Source organism: Listeria floridensis FSL S10-1187 (genome assembly GCF_000525875.1).
Classification (GTDB): domain Bacteria; phylum Bacillota; class Bacilli; order Lactobacillales; family Listeriaceae; genus Listeria; species Listeria floridensis.
Genome location: NZ_AODF01000008.1, coordinates 1 through 15,956 on the forward strand (window position 1 = coordinate 1; position 15,956 = coordinate 15,956).

A 15,956-nucleotide genomic window follows, 5' to 3' on the forward strand; every position below is an offset into this window, starting at 1 on the left:
TTAAATAAACCCCCGGCGTGTATATGTAAGCGGGGGGTGTTTTTTATTCTGCATTAATTGCCGCAAGTTCTTCTTTACTAATAATTTGCCAATCAAAGTTTTTAGCTTCTTGGACAAGTTTTTCGTAGTTGATCGGCTGGTTTGGAAAAGCTAGAATTTTTTCAGCGATGGAACTGCTGATGGCTTCGTCTGTATCATTATCGACAAGACCATCATCACTCAAGTTTGCTTCAATGATACCTGGGAGTTTTGTTCCGATTACATAGGCACCGGAAACTTTAGCTTCATTTACAACGCAAGGGAAGCCTTCTGATTTACTTGGTAAAAGAAGGATATCCGATTTGCCTAGTTCACTTGATACTTGTTCAGGAGAGACGCGACCAAGTAGTTTAGCCTGAGGGATTCCTTCAAGGTTTGCTGCGATTTCGCCACGGAGTTTTCCGTCTCCCATGATGATAAATTCAAAATCTGGATTTTTTGAAATAACTTTCTTGATAATATCTGGCAACAAGTAAGCGCGCTTAATATCAATCAAGTTGCCGACGAAGGCAATGCGCTTCTTTTTCTTTTCAGCAGGGTCAAAATGGAAATTTTTAGCGGTAATTCCATTTGAGAAAACTCGAATATTTTCGGCATTCGGAGCTAATTTTTGAACGGCTTTCTTTAAGTCTTGACTGACACAGATAATTTCATCAGCAAGTTCGATTCCGTGTAAAATGTCACTGCGGTAGGTCTCGTTATTTTTTGTCATCACATAAATATCTGAACCGTGAAAAATTTGCACATATTTCAGCTCGGGTCTTTTCATTTTCAAGCGTGCTGCAATTGGAAGGTTAGCCCCCCAGTGGCAAATCACCCGCTTCATATCTGGTGTCTCTGCCGAAATTTCCTTGGCAATTCTATCGTACTTCTTTTCTGATCCGGCCAAGTGATCAAGCGGACCTCGCTTTAAATAAATGTCTTTTACTGGTGCGCCGTTAATACTTTTTTCAGCGAGCGGTTTTTTTTTCATTTCTGCTTTTACGCATCATTTTTTTTAGAAACTTAAAGAAATCAGAATCAACATATTTAATATTATAAATGACATCATCGTGATCGACTTGATATTGTAAACGATTGTAAACGGACATTGAAACACCGCCGGTACTTGGATCAGCAATATTGACAATGAAAATATTTTGAGCCATCTTTTTTCACCTTTCTTTTTGTATATTAGATAGGCGGGTAAGAAAAATTGGTTTATCCAGTTGCGAAATGTTAATTTAATCACAAATAAGAATGAAAAACCATTCTTTTTCCATTGTTTAACCTGTGGGTAAGCAGTGAAAATACCCTTCCTAATTCCACTATATAAAAAAACAGAAAGACTGTCAATTCCACTTAAATTGGCATTTAAACACACTTTTTACCACTTTTATACATTGCGGAAAGGGAAGGGGAACTAATTTGACAAGGTAAAAAAAAACAGCCTCAAGCGAGACTGTTTTTTAGTGAAATTTTACATAAAATGTTCATGGTGCGTACTGACCATCGCTTCGGGAGCAGCTCCGGGTTCTAAATGCTGTTTCGCACTGTTTACAGCAATCGCCGCTTCATGTAATCCAGCAGCGATAATGCGAATCTTGCGCGGATAACAAGCGGTATCGCCGCATGCATAAACGCCAGGAATGTTTGTCTGCATCAGTTCATCAACTGCGATACCCCATTCTTCGGTTTGAAGTCCCCAATTTGTGGCAAAGCTAAAATCAACTTCTACGCCGTGACTAATAAAGAGTGCTTCACAGTCCAGTTGTTTCTGCTGGTTAGAAGTTTTGCAGCAAACTGTGATTTTTTCCAAGTCATTTTCTTCATTTAAAGCCGTAATTTCATGATGGAGGTGTACAGTGATTTCTGAATCCATCAGTTCTTTCGCGCGCTCTTCATATCCCTTGAAACTTTCGCCGCGGTAGATTAAATCCACTTGTGCGGCCGTTTGGTTGAGTGTAAAAGCCGCATCAATCGCCGCATCGCCGCCGCCTGAAACGACCACTTTTTTGCCTCGAAATTTTTCGATATCGCTCAAATGATAGTGAATCGCAGGTTTATGCTTTTCAGCGTGGTCTGCTTCGAGCGGGGCAACTTTATAGGTTCCATTCCCACAAGCAATTACAACCGTTTTTGAAAAATGCTGTTCACCGTTTTCGGTTGTTAAAACAAAAGTTCCGTCGTGCAAATTTGTAAGTCCAACCACACGGTTCCCAAGTACAAATTTAGGTTGAAAGGTTTCGGCTTGACGTTTGAAGTTTTGTACAAGTTCGGCACCGCTGATTTCGGCAATACCCCCAATATCATGAATCAGCTTTTCCGGGTAGAAATAACGAATTTTTCCGCCAACGCCCGGTTCGGCATCAATCACTTTTGTTTTCATTGAACGCAGTCCGCTGTAAAAGGCTGTATAAAGACCGATAGGACCAGCACCGATAATTGTCATATCATATAGAGAGGACGTTTGCATAATCAAGCCCCCTGACAACATCTTTAATCTCACAACCGCTACATGTTTCGTACGGGATGCAAATCGGAACTCCAGAACGCGGATCAATCAAGATATCCGCTTTTACATTAAAGACTTCTTCGAGCATTGGTGCTGTCATCACATCTTGCGGTACTCCGCTTGCTGCGACTTTACCGTCTTTAATCGCAATCATATGAGAAGCGTAGCGCGAGGCGTGGTTAAGATCATGAACGACCATGACGATGGTTTTTTGTTCGGTTTGATTGAGTTCTTTTAAAATGTTCATCACATCAAGCTGATGGGTCATATCAAGAAAAGTTGTAGGTTCGTCAAGAAAAAGAATTTCAGTGTCTTGCGCGAGTGCCATGGCAATCCAAGCACGTTGTCTTTGGCCGCCAGATAGATGATCAAGCGGACGCTCTTTTAGATCGGTCAAACTTGTCATTTTTAATGCCCAATCAATGATTTCTGTATCTTGTGCAGAAACGGTCTTAAAGCCAGTTTGATGTGGACTTCGTCCGTATCGGATGAGTTCAGCGACTGTTAATCCTTCTGGGGCTTCTGGATTTTGCGGTAAAATCGCAAGTTCTTTTGCAATTTGTTTGGTCGGCTCTTGATGGATTTTTTTACCATCTAAAATGACGGCTCCTTGTTTAGGCTTGATCAGGCGAGCCATTGTTTTTAAAATGGTTGACTTGCCGGAACCATTAGCTCCAACAAGGGCAGTGATTTCTCCTTTAGGGATTTCTATATTGAGCGAATCAACAATGATTCGTTTGTCATAAGCAATTTGTAAATTTTCAGTATAAAGTCGTTCCATTTACATCACTCCAACTTTTAAATAGTGATAATCATTCTCAACACTTTAAGTATAGACATTTTATCAAGAAGATTCAAGAAAATTTTTATGAGAATTGCGAAAGAAATGAGAATAATTATAAACTAGGAAAGAAAGATGAGTAATTGATAATCACTATAGACAGCTAAGGGAATTTATGGTATCTTTTTAAACATAGTAATCAGAACGAAGTAAGCTGTTTTTTAGCGATTGAAATAAAGATTTAGTATGATTTCTTAATTAGAATGATTTTAAAATGGAAAAGTTGAAATGAGAATAAAGAGCAAGGAGGTTCAGGAGATGGAAGGAAGAATCAGCCGGATCAAGGCTCAGTTACATGATGCAAGCTATAAATTAACTCCTCAACGAGAAGCGACCGTTCGCGTTCTCCTCGAAAATGAGAAGGATCATTTGAGTGCGGAAGAAGTGTTTATGCGTGTAAAAGAAATTGCACCGGATACAGGTCTTGCGACGGTTTACCGAACACTTGAACTTTTAACGGAATTACGGGTTGTCGATAAAATCAGTTTTGGCGATGGAGTTTCGCGTTTTGATTTACGCAAGGAAGGAGCGAAACATTTTCATCATCACTTGGTTTGCCTTGAATGTGGCTCTGTTGAAGAAATTCAAGAAGATCTTTTGGAAGATGTGGAGAAAATTGTGGAAGCCAAATGGCATTTTCTCGTGAAAGATCATCGCTTGACGTTTCAGGGGATTTGTTCAAACTGCCGTACAAACGGCAAGAAAAACTAGAATGGGGACAGCACCGGCGGAACCGCCGGTGCTTTTTTGCTGCGCTGATTTACAAGGGGAAATAGGGTGGAAGGAAGCGAGCTTCGGCTGTTTCTTTTTTTACAAAAAAATGTGGCTTTAGTTAAAAGTTCAATACGTTTCGGTTTCGTGTTAAAATGGAAAAGCAGGAGGCGAGGACATGGATGAATGGATTGAAGATTTTTTTGCATTTTTTAACGGTTGAGCGCGGTTTAGCATCGAATACTCTTACTGCCTATAAGCGTGATCTTCACTTCTTTATGTTGTATTTAAAGGAAGAAGAAGGTATAGACGATCCGGCAAAGGTGACGCGTCAGGAAATTGTTTCGTTCATGAATTACGCGCGTGAAGCTGGAAAATCGCCGCGAACGATTGCCCGCTACATCGCTTCACTCCGTTCCTTTTTTCACTTTTTGCTGCATGATGGCAAAGTGGCAAAAGATCCGATGATTCAAATTGAAACGCCGAAACAGCGTCAAAGCTTGCCGAAGGTGTTAAACTATCAGGACGTTGAAAAACTGCTTGATGCGCCGGATCTTGGGACGATGTTTGGTGTGCGCGATAAAGCAATGCTTGAAGTGCTTTATGCGACTGGGCTGCGTGTTTCGGAGCTCGTCCATTTAAAGCTTGATGACTTGCATCTCAACATGGGATTTATTCAAACGATCGGAAAGGGAAATAAAGAACGTATTATTCCTCTTGGTAAAACGGCAGTAGCCGCTCTAGAAGGGTACTTAGAATCTGCCCGACCTAAGTTTGCAAATCAGAAAGCACGGACTGATTTTGTGTTTTTGAATCATCACGGCAAGGGGCTTACGCGCCAAGGGTTTTGGAAAAATTTAAAACAACTGACGATGAAAGCGGGAATTACAAAACCGATTACACCTCATACGCTGAGGCATTCGTTTGCCACACATTTACTTGAAAATGGTGCAGATTTGCGTTCAGTTCAAGAACTTCTGGGACATGCTGATATTTCAACCACCCAAATATATACACATGTGACAAAGGCACGGCTTAAGGATGTTTATAAGCAGTATCATCCGCGTGCGTAATAAAAAGTGAAGAAAGGCGATGGGATTAATGGCAGAACAATTTAAGCGAATCCACGTTGTAGTTATGGATTCAGTTGGGATCGGGGAAGCTCCCGATGCAGCGGAATTTGGCGATTTTAATGTTGATACTTTTGGACATATCGCTGAAAAAATGAATGGTCTTAAAATGCCGGAAATGGGCAAGCTAGGTCTTTCAAATATTGAACCGGTTTTAGGTGTCGAAAAAGCAGAGCATCCGAAAGCGTATTATACAAAAATGCAGGAAGCTTCTCGCGGCAAAGATACGATGACGGGTCACTGGGAAATTATGGGGCTTTATATTGACACGCCATTCCGTGTTTTTCCAGATGGTTTTCCGGATGAACTCATTCAGCAAATTGAAGAGAAGACTGGGCGGAAAGTGATTGGAAATAAACCGGCGAGTGGAACAGAGATTATGGATGAACTCGGCGAAGAACAAATGAAAACGGGGGCATTAATTGTCTATACGTCAGCAGATTCTGTGCTGCAAATTGCAGCACATGAAGATATTATTCCGCTCGAGGAACTCTATGAAATTTGCGAATTTTGCCGTGAGATTACACTCGATGATCCTTATATGCTCGGACGCATTATTGCACGGCCTTTTGTTGGCGAACCGGGTGCATTTAAGCGCACGCCTAACCGACATGATTATGCGCTTAAACCGTTTCATCCAACGGTGATGAATGCACTTCAAGATGGCGACAGAGATGTGATTGCAATTGGTAAAATTTCTGATATTTTTGATGGCGAAGGTGTGACGGAATCGATTCGGACAACGTCGAATATGGACGGGATGGACCAGCTTGTGAATGTACTGAAAAAAGAGTTTCACGGGATGAGTTTTCTTAATTTAGTGGATTTTGATGCGCTTTATGGGCATAGAAGAGATCCGGAAGGCTACGGCCGGGCGCTTGAAGAATTTGATGCGCGTTTGCCGGAAGTGTATCAAAATATGAATGAAGATGATTTACTCATTATCACGGCTGATCATGGTAATGATCCAACATATAGTGGGACAGACCATACGCGCGAATATGTTCCGCTTTTAGTCTATTCGAAGAAATTTGCAGATGGCGGAAAAGAACTTCCACTAAGAAAAACTTTTGCTGATTTAGGAGCTACGGTGGCGGAAAACTTTGGTGTGAAGATGCCTGAATACGGTACAAGCTTTTTAAACGATTTAAAATGAGAGATGGGAGTTTTTTCGAATGAGCATGGAGAAAGTAAATCAAGCAGTTGCTAAGATTAAAGAAAGTTATGGGGGTATGCCAAAGATTGGATTGATTCTTGGTTCGGGACTTGGCGTTTTGGCGGATGAAATTAAAAATCCAATCAAACTCTCTTATGAAGACGTACCACATTTTCCGGTTTCTACGGTTTCGGGGCATGCCGGTCAATTTGTTTTCGGCGAATTAGAACAAAAAGAAGTTGTCGCCATGCAAGGTCGCTTTCATTTTTATGAAGGCTATTCGATGCAAGATGTGACCTTCCCTATTCGTGTGATGAAACAGCTTGGAGTAGAAACACTGATTGTGACAAATGCAGCAGGCGGCGTGAATGAACTGTTTCACGCTGGTGATTTAATGCTAATTTCAGACCATATCAATTTTACGGGAAACAATCCGTTGATCGGCAAGAACGAAGATACATTCGGACCACGCTTTCCTGATATGTCAGAAGCTTATAATCTGGAACTTAGGGAAATGGCGCGTAAAATTGCGCAAGACTTGGAGATTGAAATCTGTGAAGGGGTTTACGCCGGCTTTAGTGGTCCAACGTACGAAACGCCGGCTGAAATTCGGATGATGCGGACGCTCGGCGCAGATGCTGTTGGAATGTCGACAGTGCCTGAGGTGATTGTTGCAAATCATGCAGGCATGCGCGTACTTGGAATTTCTTGTATTACAAATATGGCGGCGGGAATTCTTGATCAGCCGCTTTCGCATGATGAAGTGATTGAAACAACAGATCGTGTTCAGCAAACTTTCCTTACCTATGTGCGTGACATCATTCGAAAAATAAAATAAATGTTTGGAGCCGTCTTTTTAATCTTTGGATTGAAGGGACGGTTTTTTTCTTTTTTGATAGCCTGTAAAACGAGACTTTTGCCACTTCTTTTGCTTAGGTTTTTGGCTTTTCGCTCAGATAGTTATTGTTTCGCGATAGTGCTTTATGCTACTATAGTAAAGAAACTTTAAGCGCGAGTAGCGTAATTTAATGGACAAAGGTGGGGACAAGGTTGGCATTTGAACAATTTGGAACAATGAATGTAAATGAAGTTGGACATCTCGAAATCGGAGGGGTGGACACGCTTAAACTTGTCGAGCAGTATGGCACTCCCCTTTATGTGTATGATGTGGCATTGATACGCGAACGAGCTCGCGGCTTTAAAGAGACGTTTGCTGAACTTGGTGTAGCGGCGCAAGTTGCCTATGCAAGTAAAGCTTTCTCAGCGCTTGCGATTTATCAGTTGATGGCAGAGGAAGGTCTCTCACTTGATGTGGTATCCGGAGGCGAGCTGTATACGGCGATTCAAGCTGGCTTCCCGGCTGAGCGAATTCATTTTCACGGGAACAATAAAACGGCTGATGAAATTGAGCTTGCCCTTGATTATAAGATTGGCTGTATTGTGCTCGATAATTTTCATGAAATCGCGCTTTTGAAAGAGATGCTTCATGAAAAGAAAATGAAAACAGCGGTGCTTGTTCGGGTTACGCCCGGAATCGAAGCGCATACGCACGACTATATTTTGACGGGGCAGGATGACTCGAAATTTGGATTTGGGCTGACAAATGGGCAAGCTGAGGCGGCAATTCGAGAAGTACTTGCGGCAGACGATGTGTTTGATTTGATTGGGCTACATTGTCATATTGGATCGCAAATTTTTGAAACAACGGGTTTCATCATGGCTGCTCACCGGATTATGGAACAGCTTGTCTTGTTCCGCGATTTGTTCGGTTTTGAATCGAAGGTGCTTAATCTTGGTGGCGGTTTTGGTGTCAGATATACGGCAGAGGATGAGCCGCTTGCACCGGAAGAGTACGTGAAAGAAATTGTTGCAGAAGTGAAAAATATGGCACAAGCAAACGGGCTTGATGTTCCGGAAATTTGGATTGAACCAGGGCGTTCGCTTGTCGGCGAAGCAGGTACTACGCTATATCGGATCGGGTCGCGCAAAGAGGTTCCAGGCGTGCGCGATTATGTAGCGGTCGATGGAGGTATGAGCGACAATATTCGGCCGGCACTTTACGAAGCACATTATGACGCGGTTCTTGCTAGTGAACCAAACGGAGAAGCTGAGGAGACGGTTGCGATTGCAGGGAAATGCTGTGAATCAGGCGATATGCTGATTTGGGATTTGCCGCTACCGAAATCAGAGAGCGGTGATGTGTTGGCGGTTTTCTGTACGGGAGCATATGGTTATGCGATGGCGAGCAATTACAATCGAATTCCAAGACCGCCTGTTGTCTTTGTTGAAAATGGAGAAAGCAAGCTTGTTGTCGCGCGAGAATCGTATGCGGATTTGATTCGCAATGATTTGCCGCTCTGGTAAGGTGGATGAATGACGATGGAAATGAAATTAAAGGTAGAAGCTTTTGAAGGGCCGCTCGATTTGCTGCTTCATTTGATCGGTAAGCTCGAAGTCGATATTTATGATATTCCGGTTGCGGAAATTACGGAACAATATATGGAATACATTCATAAAATGCAGATTTTAGAACTGGATGTGGCGAGCGAATATTTGGTGATGGCTGCTACTCTGCTTGCGATTAAAAGCAAAATGTTGCTTCCAAAGCAAGAACTTGAAGAGGATTTCGATGAATTTGATCCAGATCTTGATCCGCGCGATGAGCTTGTTATTAGGCTGATGGAATATAAGCGATATAAGGAAGCGGCGCGCGAGTTGAAGGATAAGGAAAATGAGCGCGGGTTTTATTTCAGCAAAGCCCCAATGGATCTTTCGGAATATGAGGAAGATGCGCCTCGCGGGGAACTTGATGTCAGTTTGAATGATATGCTCGGAGCTTTTAATAAGCTTTTACGACGCAAAAAGCTGAACAAGCCGCTACATACGCGAATTACGACGCAGGAAATTTCGATTGATGCGCGGATGGATGAAGTGATGGCACGTCTTGAAAGGGCTGAAACGAAAATAAAATTCGACGAGCTATTTGAGGAGCATACCAAAGAAGAACTCGTTGTTACTTTTCTCGCGCTTTTAGAACTTATGAAACGGGAACTTGTTGCGGTTGAGCAGGAATCGAGCTTTGCGGAGCTTTATGTGAAAGGTAGAGGGAAGAAACGTGAACAAAAATGAACAGCTCGGCGTGCTTGAAAGTCTACTTTTTGCAGCCGGAGATGAAGGTCTTTCAACGAAACAGCTGACCGAAGTTATGGAAATTACATATATTGAAGCACTGAACTTGCTAGAGTCGCTAAGTGAGGAATATGAGCAAAATCAAGCACGCGGTTTGGTTCTGCTTGAACTGGCTGGTGCTTTTCAGCTCGCGACAAAAAAAGAACACGCAGCTTATCTGAGAAAATTGGTGGAATCGCCGCGAATTACGTCGCTTTCGCAGGCCTCGCTTGAAACGCTTGCGATCATTGCGTATAAGCAGCCAATCACCCGAATGGAAGTAGATGAAGTTCGCGGTGTTCAAACGGACGGCCCAATCAGGACGCTTGTTGCAAGAGGGCTCGTGGCTGATCAAGGTCGGGCAGAGGGTGCAGGTCGAGCCAAGCTCTATGTGACGACGAATGAGTTTTTGGATGCGTTTGGGCTGAAAAGTTTGGATGATCTTCCAAAGCTTCAAGAGCCGGGTGAAGATGAGGTACAAGATGAACTGGACTTGTTTTTTGATAAGTTCAATCGAATGGAGGAAGAATAATGGAGAGACTCCAAAAAGTAATAGCGAATGCTGGCATTGCTTCAAGGCGAAAAGCAGAACAAATGATACTTGACGGTAAAGTAAAGGTAAATGGTGAGCTTGTCACAGAACTTGGGGTTAAAGTCAGTGATTCTGATCACGTAGAAGTAGAAGGCGTGGAGCTGACAAAGGAAATTAAGCGCTACTTTTTGTTTTATAAGCCGCGCGGTGTTGTTTCGGCGGTAACAGATGATAAAGGACGGCGCGTTGTAACTGATTTCTTCGTCGATATTCCGGAACGATTATATCCGGTAGGGCGCTTAGATTATGAAACATCTGGGCTTTTGCTTATGACAAATGATGGGGAATTTGCCAATTTATTGATGCACCCGCGCCATAATATCGAAAAGCGCTACATTGCACGCGTGAAGGGTATCCCAGAAAAAGATAAACTGCAAAAACTTGCATATGGTGTTGTGATTGATGGAAGAAAAACAGCAAAAGCTAAAGTGAAAATGCGCTCGTTTGACAAGGTGAAGCAAAAAGCCATCGTCGAAGTTGTCATTCATGAAGGTCGCAATCGTCAAGTGAGGAAAATGTTTGAGAGTATTGGACATCCAGTTCAAAAACTGTCACGCGAAGCTTATGCGTTTCTTGATTTGCGCGGTCTTAATGCCGGTGAAAGACGTGAACTTAGTCATCATGAAGTCAGACAACTGAAATCGCTTGCGAAGTTCGGTCAAAATCCGCATGTGTGATAAAAGTTTAACAAACAGCAAAGTTTCTGATAGCTTGTTTTAATAAAAACATGTATAATTTAGGTTAGAAGTATTTTATTGACTGAAAATCAACTGTCCGAAAGTATGTGGGTGCTTTGGATGAAATTATGATGTTGGCGTTTTTTGAGCTTTTTTCAAATATTCGCCGTTCAGTATAAAATGAAAAAGAGAATTTGGGGGATGAGTACTTATGAGTGAGCAGATAAAAGTGCTTGTTGTTGATGATGAGGACCGAATTCGCCGCCTGTTAAAGATGTACCTCGAACGGGAGAATTTCCGTATTGATGAGGCGAGCGACGGTGATGAAGCTCTTCAAATGGCACTGAACAACAATTATGAAGTCATTCTTCTTGATCTGATGATGCCTGGAAAAGATGGAATTGAAGTATGCCGCGAATTACGCGAATATAAATCAACTCCGGTTGTCATGCTGACTGCTAAAGGAGAAGAAGCCAATCGGGTTCAAGGATTTGAAGTTGGAGCAGATGACTATATCGTAAAGCCGTTTAGTCCGCGTGAAGTTGTGTTGCGTGTGAAGGCGGTGCTTCGACGTGCCAAAAAAAACTGACCCTGGTGTTGTTACATCGGTGCCAGGAGATATTATTAATTTCCCTCATTTAAGTATCGATAATGAAGCGCATCGTGTTATTGTTGATGGTACTGAGGTGAATTTAACACCAAAAGAATATGATTTGCTGTATTATTTAGCTAAATCACCGGATAAGGTTTTTGACCGCGAGTCGCTGTTAAAAGAAGTGTGGCGTTATGAGTTCTTTGGAGATTTGCGTACGATTGATACGCATGTGAAGCGGTTAAGAGAAAAGCTTTTGGATATCTCAGAAGATGCTGCTAAAATGATCGTAACCGTTTGGGGTTTAGGCTATAAATTTGAAATTCCAGAAGACTGAAGCTAAATAAAAAATGAGCAGGTTGTAAAGATTGCGTTTTGTCAATTTCTACAAAAAACCTGTTCATTTTTAGGTTGGAGAAAAGGGAGGCGTATAGTGATGAAAATCTGGAACAGCATTGTTGGGAAAATTTGGAGTACAACCATCCTGCTTCTCATTGGCGTGCTTGTCATTTGCGGTTTCCTTGTGGCAGTTATATATGAAAAGAACAACTTGACTGAAATTGAAAATGAGTTAAAGGAAAATACTAATAAAATCATTGATATCATGAAAGAAAATGATGAGCTGATCAAGGAAGGAAGTGCGAGTCAAGATTCACTTGCTCTTCTTGATAATACAATGGGTGTTATTATTGCTCAAAATGGTGTCAGTATTTATGCGAAAGAATCACGTGATCGTGTTTCTAAAAGTTCAATTGATCGTCTTACTAAAAATAAAAAATTGAATGAAGCACTTGAACAATCACCGGATTTGCTGATGAAATATGATTTTGAAGAAAATCCCGAAAGCCTGCCAATCGAACTTTATGCGAAAACATTCAAGCTTGACAATGGTGAAACGGGTGTAGTTTATCTATATAAATCTTTTCATGATATTTTGAATATCACAAAAAAAGCAACACGAACCCTTGTCTTTGCTGGAATTGGAGCAATTTTAGTGACTTCGCTCTTGTCTTTCATTTTTTCTTCACGCATGGCGTTTCCGCTACGTGAGATGAAAAAAAATTGCGGTAGCTGTTTCGCGAGGAAATTTTGATAATCGTGTTCCAAGCTATACGCATGATGAGATCGGAGATTTAGGTCTTGCCTTTAATGATATGGCTCAGCAGCTCAAATATAACATCAGTGCATTAAGGCAAGAAAAAGAACAGCTCTCAAATATCCTTGTCGGGATGGCTGACGGGGTTGTAAAATTTAATATTGATAAAACGATTATTCTCAGCAATCCGCCAGCCGAAGAATTTTTACATAACTGGTTCTTTTCGCAGGAAAATGAAGAAAAAGTATTAATTCCGGAGAAACTAAATGACATGCTGGATGAAATACTTAAAACACGCGAGGAGACGGTCGGTGAAATTACGTTTGGCGGACAAACGTATGTTGCGATTTTAACGCTACTATACAATGGTGATAATATTCGTAGTATTGTAACGGTTATTCGCGATATGACTGAGGAAAAACGTCTTGAAAAGATGAAGAGTGATTTTGTCAGCAATATTTCGCACGAACTTCGTACGCCGATTTCAATGCTTCAGGGCTATAGTGAAGCCATTATTGACGGTGTGGCTCAAACCGAAGACGAGATACGAGAATTTGCACAAATCATTTATGAAGAATCTTTGAGAATTGGGCGTCTTGTGAATGACATGCTTGATCTCGCTCGAATGGAAGCAGGGTTCACGCAACTCGATAAGAAAGAAACGGAAGTCTTGCCGTTTATCAGCAAAGTTGTGTCTAATTTCGAGGTGCTTGCGAAAGAGAACAATGTTGAATTGCGTGTTGAAGCCGATGATCCAGAGATCACGTATGTCTTTGATACAGATCGGATGGAGCAAGTATTGATCAACTTGATCATGAATGCAATTCGCCATACTGGAAAAGTTGGCTTTGATGGTGTTGTTACTGTTAGAGAACATGCTGATTTTGCCAATAATCAGCTTTTGATTGTTGTTAGCGACAACGGGAGTGGTATTCCAGAAGAAGATATTCCATATTTGTTCGAACGGTTCTATAAAGCAGATAAGGCGCGAACACGTGGTAAAGCTGGAACTGGGATTGGGCTTGCGATCGTTTAAAAATATTGTAGATGCCCATAACGGAAAAATTACGGTAGAAAGCACGGTAGGGAAAGGTTCATCTTTCATCATCAGCCTGCCATTATTTTAAACTAGGGGGAGTTAGGATTGACAGAACGGACACAAAAATTTTGCAAAGAATCACTTGTGATTAAAACAAGCCGGGTTTTCCCGCAAGATACAAATAATCATAATACACTTTTTGGTGGAAAATTGATGACTTATATTGATGATACGGCTTCGATCAGCGCATCGCGTCATTGCCGCGTTGGAATTGTTACAGCTTCAACGGATTCAGTAGACTTTTTACAGCCGATAAAAAACGATCATTCAGTTTGCCTTGAGTCGTATGTGGCAGCGGTTGGTCGGACGTCGATGGAGATTTTCGTAAAAGTAATTTCGGAAAACTTGATGACAGGCGAGCGCTATCTTGCGGCGACTTCATTTCTTACGTTTGTTGCGATTGGGGAAGACGGTCGGCCGGTGGAGGTGCCGGAAGTTGTGCCGGAAAGTGAGGAAGAAAAGATGATTCATGCAGGGGCAGTAAGTCGAGCTGCTGCGCGGAAAGAACGGCTGAAGGCAAGTCGTGACCTCGCGGGTTCCTTGAAAACAGAGATTCCTTGGTTATTTTAAAGAAAAAATTCTTGATTAATCCCGTTTTCATGTTAAAATTAATATTGTGTTCATGCTTATTGTGAGTGGGAACACAAAAAATCATATTGTTCATCTTCGGGGCAGGGTGTAATTCCCGACCGGTGGTATAGTCCACGATCTGCTTTTTAGCAGTTGACTCTGGTGCAATTCCAGGACCGACAGTATAGTCTGGATGGGAGAGGATGTTGACGGCTTTTTTTAGCTTGTCTGCTTTAGTGTGTCATGTACGCTGTAGCTTTTTTGCTCAGCTTGTATAGAGATTCACAAACCTCTCTAATAGTTTTTAATTAGAGAGGTTTTTTCATATGGCAGATTGCTTTTGAGGTTGTCGAACTTTCTTTTTAGATGAACCAAAAGGAGAGTTAAAAGTGAAGAGTTATTCTTTAAAGGCGTTTGTAAGTATTGCGGTATTTGGAACAGTGGCATTTATTATTATGCTTCTTCAATTTCCGCTACTTCCGAGTGCACCGTTTCTAAAGCTGGATTTTAGTGATATCCCAGCACTTATCGGTGGTTTAATGTTTGGACCACTTGCGATTATTTTGATTGAATTGATCAAAAATATTTTGGAGTTTATTGTATCAGGCAGTCCAGTTGGTATTCCAGTTGGTGAAATAACCAATTTCCTATCGGGACTCTGCTATACACTTCCGATTTATTATTTATTCCGCTTTGTTCGCGGCACAAAAGGTTTTTTGGCTTCAGCGGCTCTCGGCACTCTGTTGATGACAATCGCGATGTCGCTTTTCAATTATTTTATACTCTTGCCGTTTTATGTAAAGCTTGGCGGACTTCCTGCTGAAACTGATATTCTTGCACTCGTTACGGCGGCAATTATTCCGTTTAACTTATTAAAAGGTGTGGTTGTTAGTGCTGGTTTTATGTTGCTCTATGCACCGATGAAAAATTTTATTGCAAAAAATCGTTCGAAAAAGGAACAAGCAAAATATGAAAAAAAAGCACCGTGAGGTACACAGTGCTTAAATCTCGATTTAAGAATGTTGATGCGGATCGCCATTGAATGGTCGGTCCGCTATTTTTATGGAAAGTGAAGGGCAATTCCATTCTGCTTCAAGCGCATTTTCTTCTTCTGAATCTGGAATCGCTTTGTTTCCTTGGTTGTCATCAAGCAGTGTGTAGGCAACACCTTCTGTATTGTAATCGTAAAGGTTTGGAGCATGAAGTGCGCAAGCCCCGCAAGCAATACAAGTTTCTTGATCAACGATCGTAAATTTCGCCAAGCTCATCCTTCCTTTCCAATTTCGCTACTTAGGAGTATATCACTTTTTTGAAAAATACGGAACCGTATGAAATAGGTGTAGAACGGGTGTTTCTATGATATGATAGCTCTAGGACTGAGGTGAAGCGGATGGATTTGCTAGATCAATACATACTCGCGCTGGTAAAGGGATTTAGCCGCCCGCGCAAACCGGCTTTCTTATATACTGTGATGACTGGAAAACGGATCGGACAAGCAGTAACAGATATCCATTTGGCTCGACTTGATGAGTTATTTGGCTTGACTCCTTTTTTAAAGCAAGATATCTTCTTTGCGCGAATGAAACAATTGGTTGATGAAGGCGCGATCGAACTTCGAGACGGAGAAATATATACATTACGACAAATTGAAACGGAATTCTTTGAGCAGGGCGGCTGGAATGGCTTCATGCTACAAGATCGTCCGCTTATTTTTTTTTCAAAATCTGTTACTTGCTGTTCAAGTAGTAAGCAATAAGCATCATCAAAAAAAGCATTACTTGCCAGTTGTGC

The 15,956-nt window shown here is 41.6% G+C and carries 16 protein-coding genes, 2 pseudogenes and 1 riboswitch; of the genes and pseudogenes, 13 read left to right on the forward strand and 5 right to left on the reverse strand.

The genetic code is table 11. From position 1 onward, the window contains the following. Window positions 1–43: 43 nt before the first annotated feature. The 4 genes from MFLO_RS04205 to MFLO_RS04220 form a co-directional block, all read right to left on the reverse strand. The gene (locus MFLO_RS04205) at window positions 44–1,012 is read right to left on the reverse strand and encodes a glycosyltransferase (RefSeq protein WP_036096618.1); all 969 of its coding nucleotides are present in this window, start codon (window positions 1,010–1,012) and stop codon (window positions 44–46) included. Further along, the gene (locus MFLO_RS04210) at window positions 990–1,187 is read right to left on the reverse strand and encodes a hypothetical protein (protein WP_036096620.1); all 198 of its coding nucleotides are present in this window, start codon (window positions 1,185–1,187) and stop codon (window positions 990–992) included. Before MFLO_RS04210 ends, MFLO_RS04205 begins: the two co-directional genes overlap by 23 nt. A 311-nt stretch (window positions 1,188–1,498) precedes the next feature. After that, window positions 1,499–2,494 (reverse strand): NAD(P)/FAD-dependent oxidoreductase, encoded by a 996-nt coding sequence (locus MFLO_RS04215; protein WP_036096622.1) that lies wholly within the window; start codon window positions 2,492–2,494, stop codon window positions 1,499–1,501. Next, a complete protein-coding gene (locus tag MFLO_RS04220; RefSeq protein WP_036096624.1) occupies window positions 2,472–3,314 on the reverse strand; it encodes an ABC transporter ATP-binding protein in 843 nt (280 codons plus the stop codon). The genes MFLO_RS04215 and MFLO_RS04220 overlap by 23 nt, the downstream gene beginning before the upstream one ends. A gap of 318 nt (window positions 3,315–3,632) precedes the next feature. On the opposite strand from MFLO_RS04220, the gene fur reads away from it, so the two are divergent. The 12 genes and pseudogenes from fur to MFLO_RS04280 all read left to right on the forward strand — a co-directional run bounded on the left by fur (window position 3,633) and on the right by MFLO_RS04280 (window position 15,154). After that, on the forward strand, window positions 3,633–4,085 hold the full coding sequence (gene fur, locus MFLO_RS04225; RefSeq protein ID WP_036096625.1) for a ferric iron uptake transcriptional regulator: 453 nt from the start codon (window positions 3,633–3,635) through the stop codon (window positions 4,083–4,085). A gap of 182 nt (window positions 4,086–4,267) precedes the next feature. After that, window positions 4,268–5,158 (forward strand): site-specific tyrosine recombinase XerD, encoded by an 891-nt coding sequence (xerD, locus tag MFLO_RS04230; protein ID WP_036096627.1) that lies wholly within the window; start codon window positions 4,268–4,270, stop codon window positions 5,156–5,158. Between the two features lie 28 nt (window positions 5,159–5,186). Further along, window positions 5,187–6,371: a phosphopentomutase gene (gene deoB, locus MFLO_RS04235; protein ID WP_036096629.1), complete on the forward strand. Its 1,185-nt coding sequence runs from the start codon at window positions 5,187–5,189 to the stop codon at window positions 6,369–6,371. A gap of 19 nt (window positions 6,372–6,390) precedes the next feature. Then, complete coding sequence (locus tag MFLO_RS04240; protein WP_036096630.1) at window positions 6,391–7,209, forward strand: purine-nucleoside phosphorylase; 819 nt, start codon at window positions 6,391–6,393, stop codon at window positions 7,207–7,209. 212 nt (window positions 7,210–7,421) lie between these two features. Continuing rightward, window positions 7,422–8,735 carry a diaminopimelate decarboxylase gene (lysA, locus tag MFLO_RS04245; protein ID WP_036096631.1) on the forward strand — a complete coding sequence of 438 codons (1,314 nt, stop codon included), beginning with the start codon at window positions 7,422–7,424 and terminating at the stop codon, window positions 8,733–8,735. Window positions 8,736–8,750: 15 nt separating this feature from the next. Continuing rightward, complete coding sequence (locus tag MFLO_RS04250) at window positions 8,751–9,500, forward strand: segregation/condensation protein A (protein WP_036096633.1); 750 nt, start codon at window positions 8,751–8,753, stop codon at window positions 9,498–9,500. After that, window positions 9,487–10,071 (forward strand): SMC-Scp complex subunit ScpB, encoded by a 585-nt coding sequence (scpB, locus tag MFLO_RS04255; RefSeq protein ID WP_036096636.1) that lies wholly within the window; start codon window positions 9,487–9,489, stop codon window positions 10,069–10,071. Before MFLO_RS04250 ends, scpB begins: the two co-directional genes overlap by 14 nt. After that, window positions 10,071–10,808, forward strand: a complete 738-nt coding sequence (locus tag MFLO_RS04260) for a pseudouridine synthase (protein ID WP_036096637.1) — start codon at window positions 10,071–10,073, stop codon at window positions 10,806–10,808. The genes scpB and MFLO_RS04260 overlap by 1 nt, the downstream gene beginning before the upstream one ends. A gap of 211 nt (window positions 10,809–11,019) precedes the next feature. Further along, a pseudogene (locus MFLO_RS04265) lies at window positions 11,020–11,737 on the forward strand (response regulator transcription factor). 99 nt (window positions 11,738–11,836) lie between these two features. Beyond that, window positions 11,837–13,623, forward strand: a pseudogene (locus MFLO_RS04270) (ATP-binding protein). A 17-nt stretch (window positions 13,624–13,640) separates the two neighbouring features. Continuing rightward, window positions 13,641–14,165 carry an acyl-CoA thioesterase gene (locus tag MFLO_RS04275; RefSeq protein ID WP_036096639.1) on the forward strand — a complete coding sequence of 175 codons (525 nt, stop codon included), beginning with the start codon at window positions 13,641–13,643 and terminating at the stop codon, window positions 14,163–14,165. Window positions 14,166–14,253: 88 nt separating this feature from the next. Next, a riboswitch (FMN riboswitch) is annotated at window positions 14,254–14,374 on the forward strand. Window positions 14,375–14,554: 180 nt separating this feature from the next. Next, the gene (locus tag MFLO_RS04280; RefSeq protein WP_149022967.1) at window positions 14,555–15,154 is read left to right on the forward strand and encodes an ECF transporter S component; all 600 of its coding nucleotides are present in this window, start codon (window positions 14,555–14,557) and stop codon (window positions 15,152–15,154) included. 24 nt (window positions 15,155–15,178) lie between these two features. Here the strand turns inward: MFLO_RS04280 and MFLO_RS04285 are convergent, their stop codons facing one another. Continuing rightward, window positions 15,179–15,427: a ferredoxin gene (locus MFLO_RS04285; RefSeq protein ID WP_036096640.1), complete on the reverse strand. Its 249-nt coding sequence runs from the start codon at window positions 15,425–15,427 to the stop codon at window positions 15,179–15,181. Between the two features lie 128 nt (window positions 15,428–15,555). Between MFLO_RS04285 and MFLO_RS15675 the strand changes: the two genes are divergently transcribed. Beyond that, window positions 15,556–15,921, forward strand: a complete 366-nt coding sequence (locus MFLO_RS15675) for a YpbB family protein (protein WP_051993512.1) — start codon at window positions 15,556–15,558, stop codon at window positions 15,919–15,921. The last annotated feature ends 35 nt before the right edge of the window (window positions 15,922–15,956 follow it).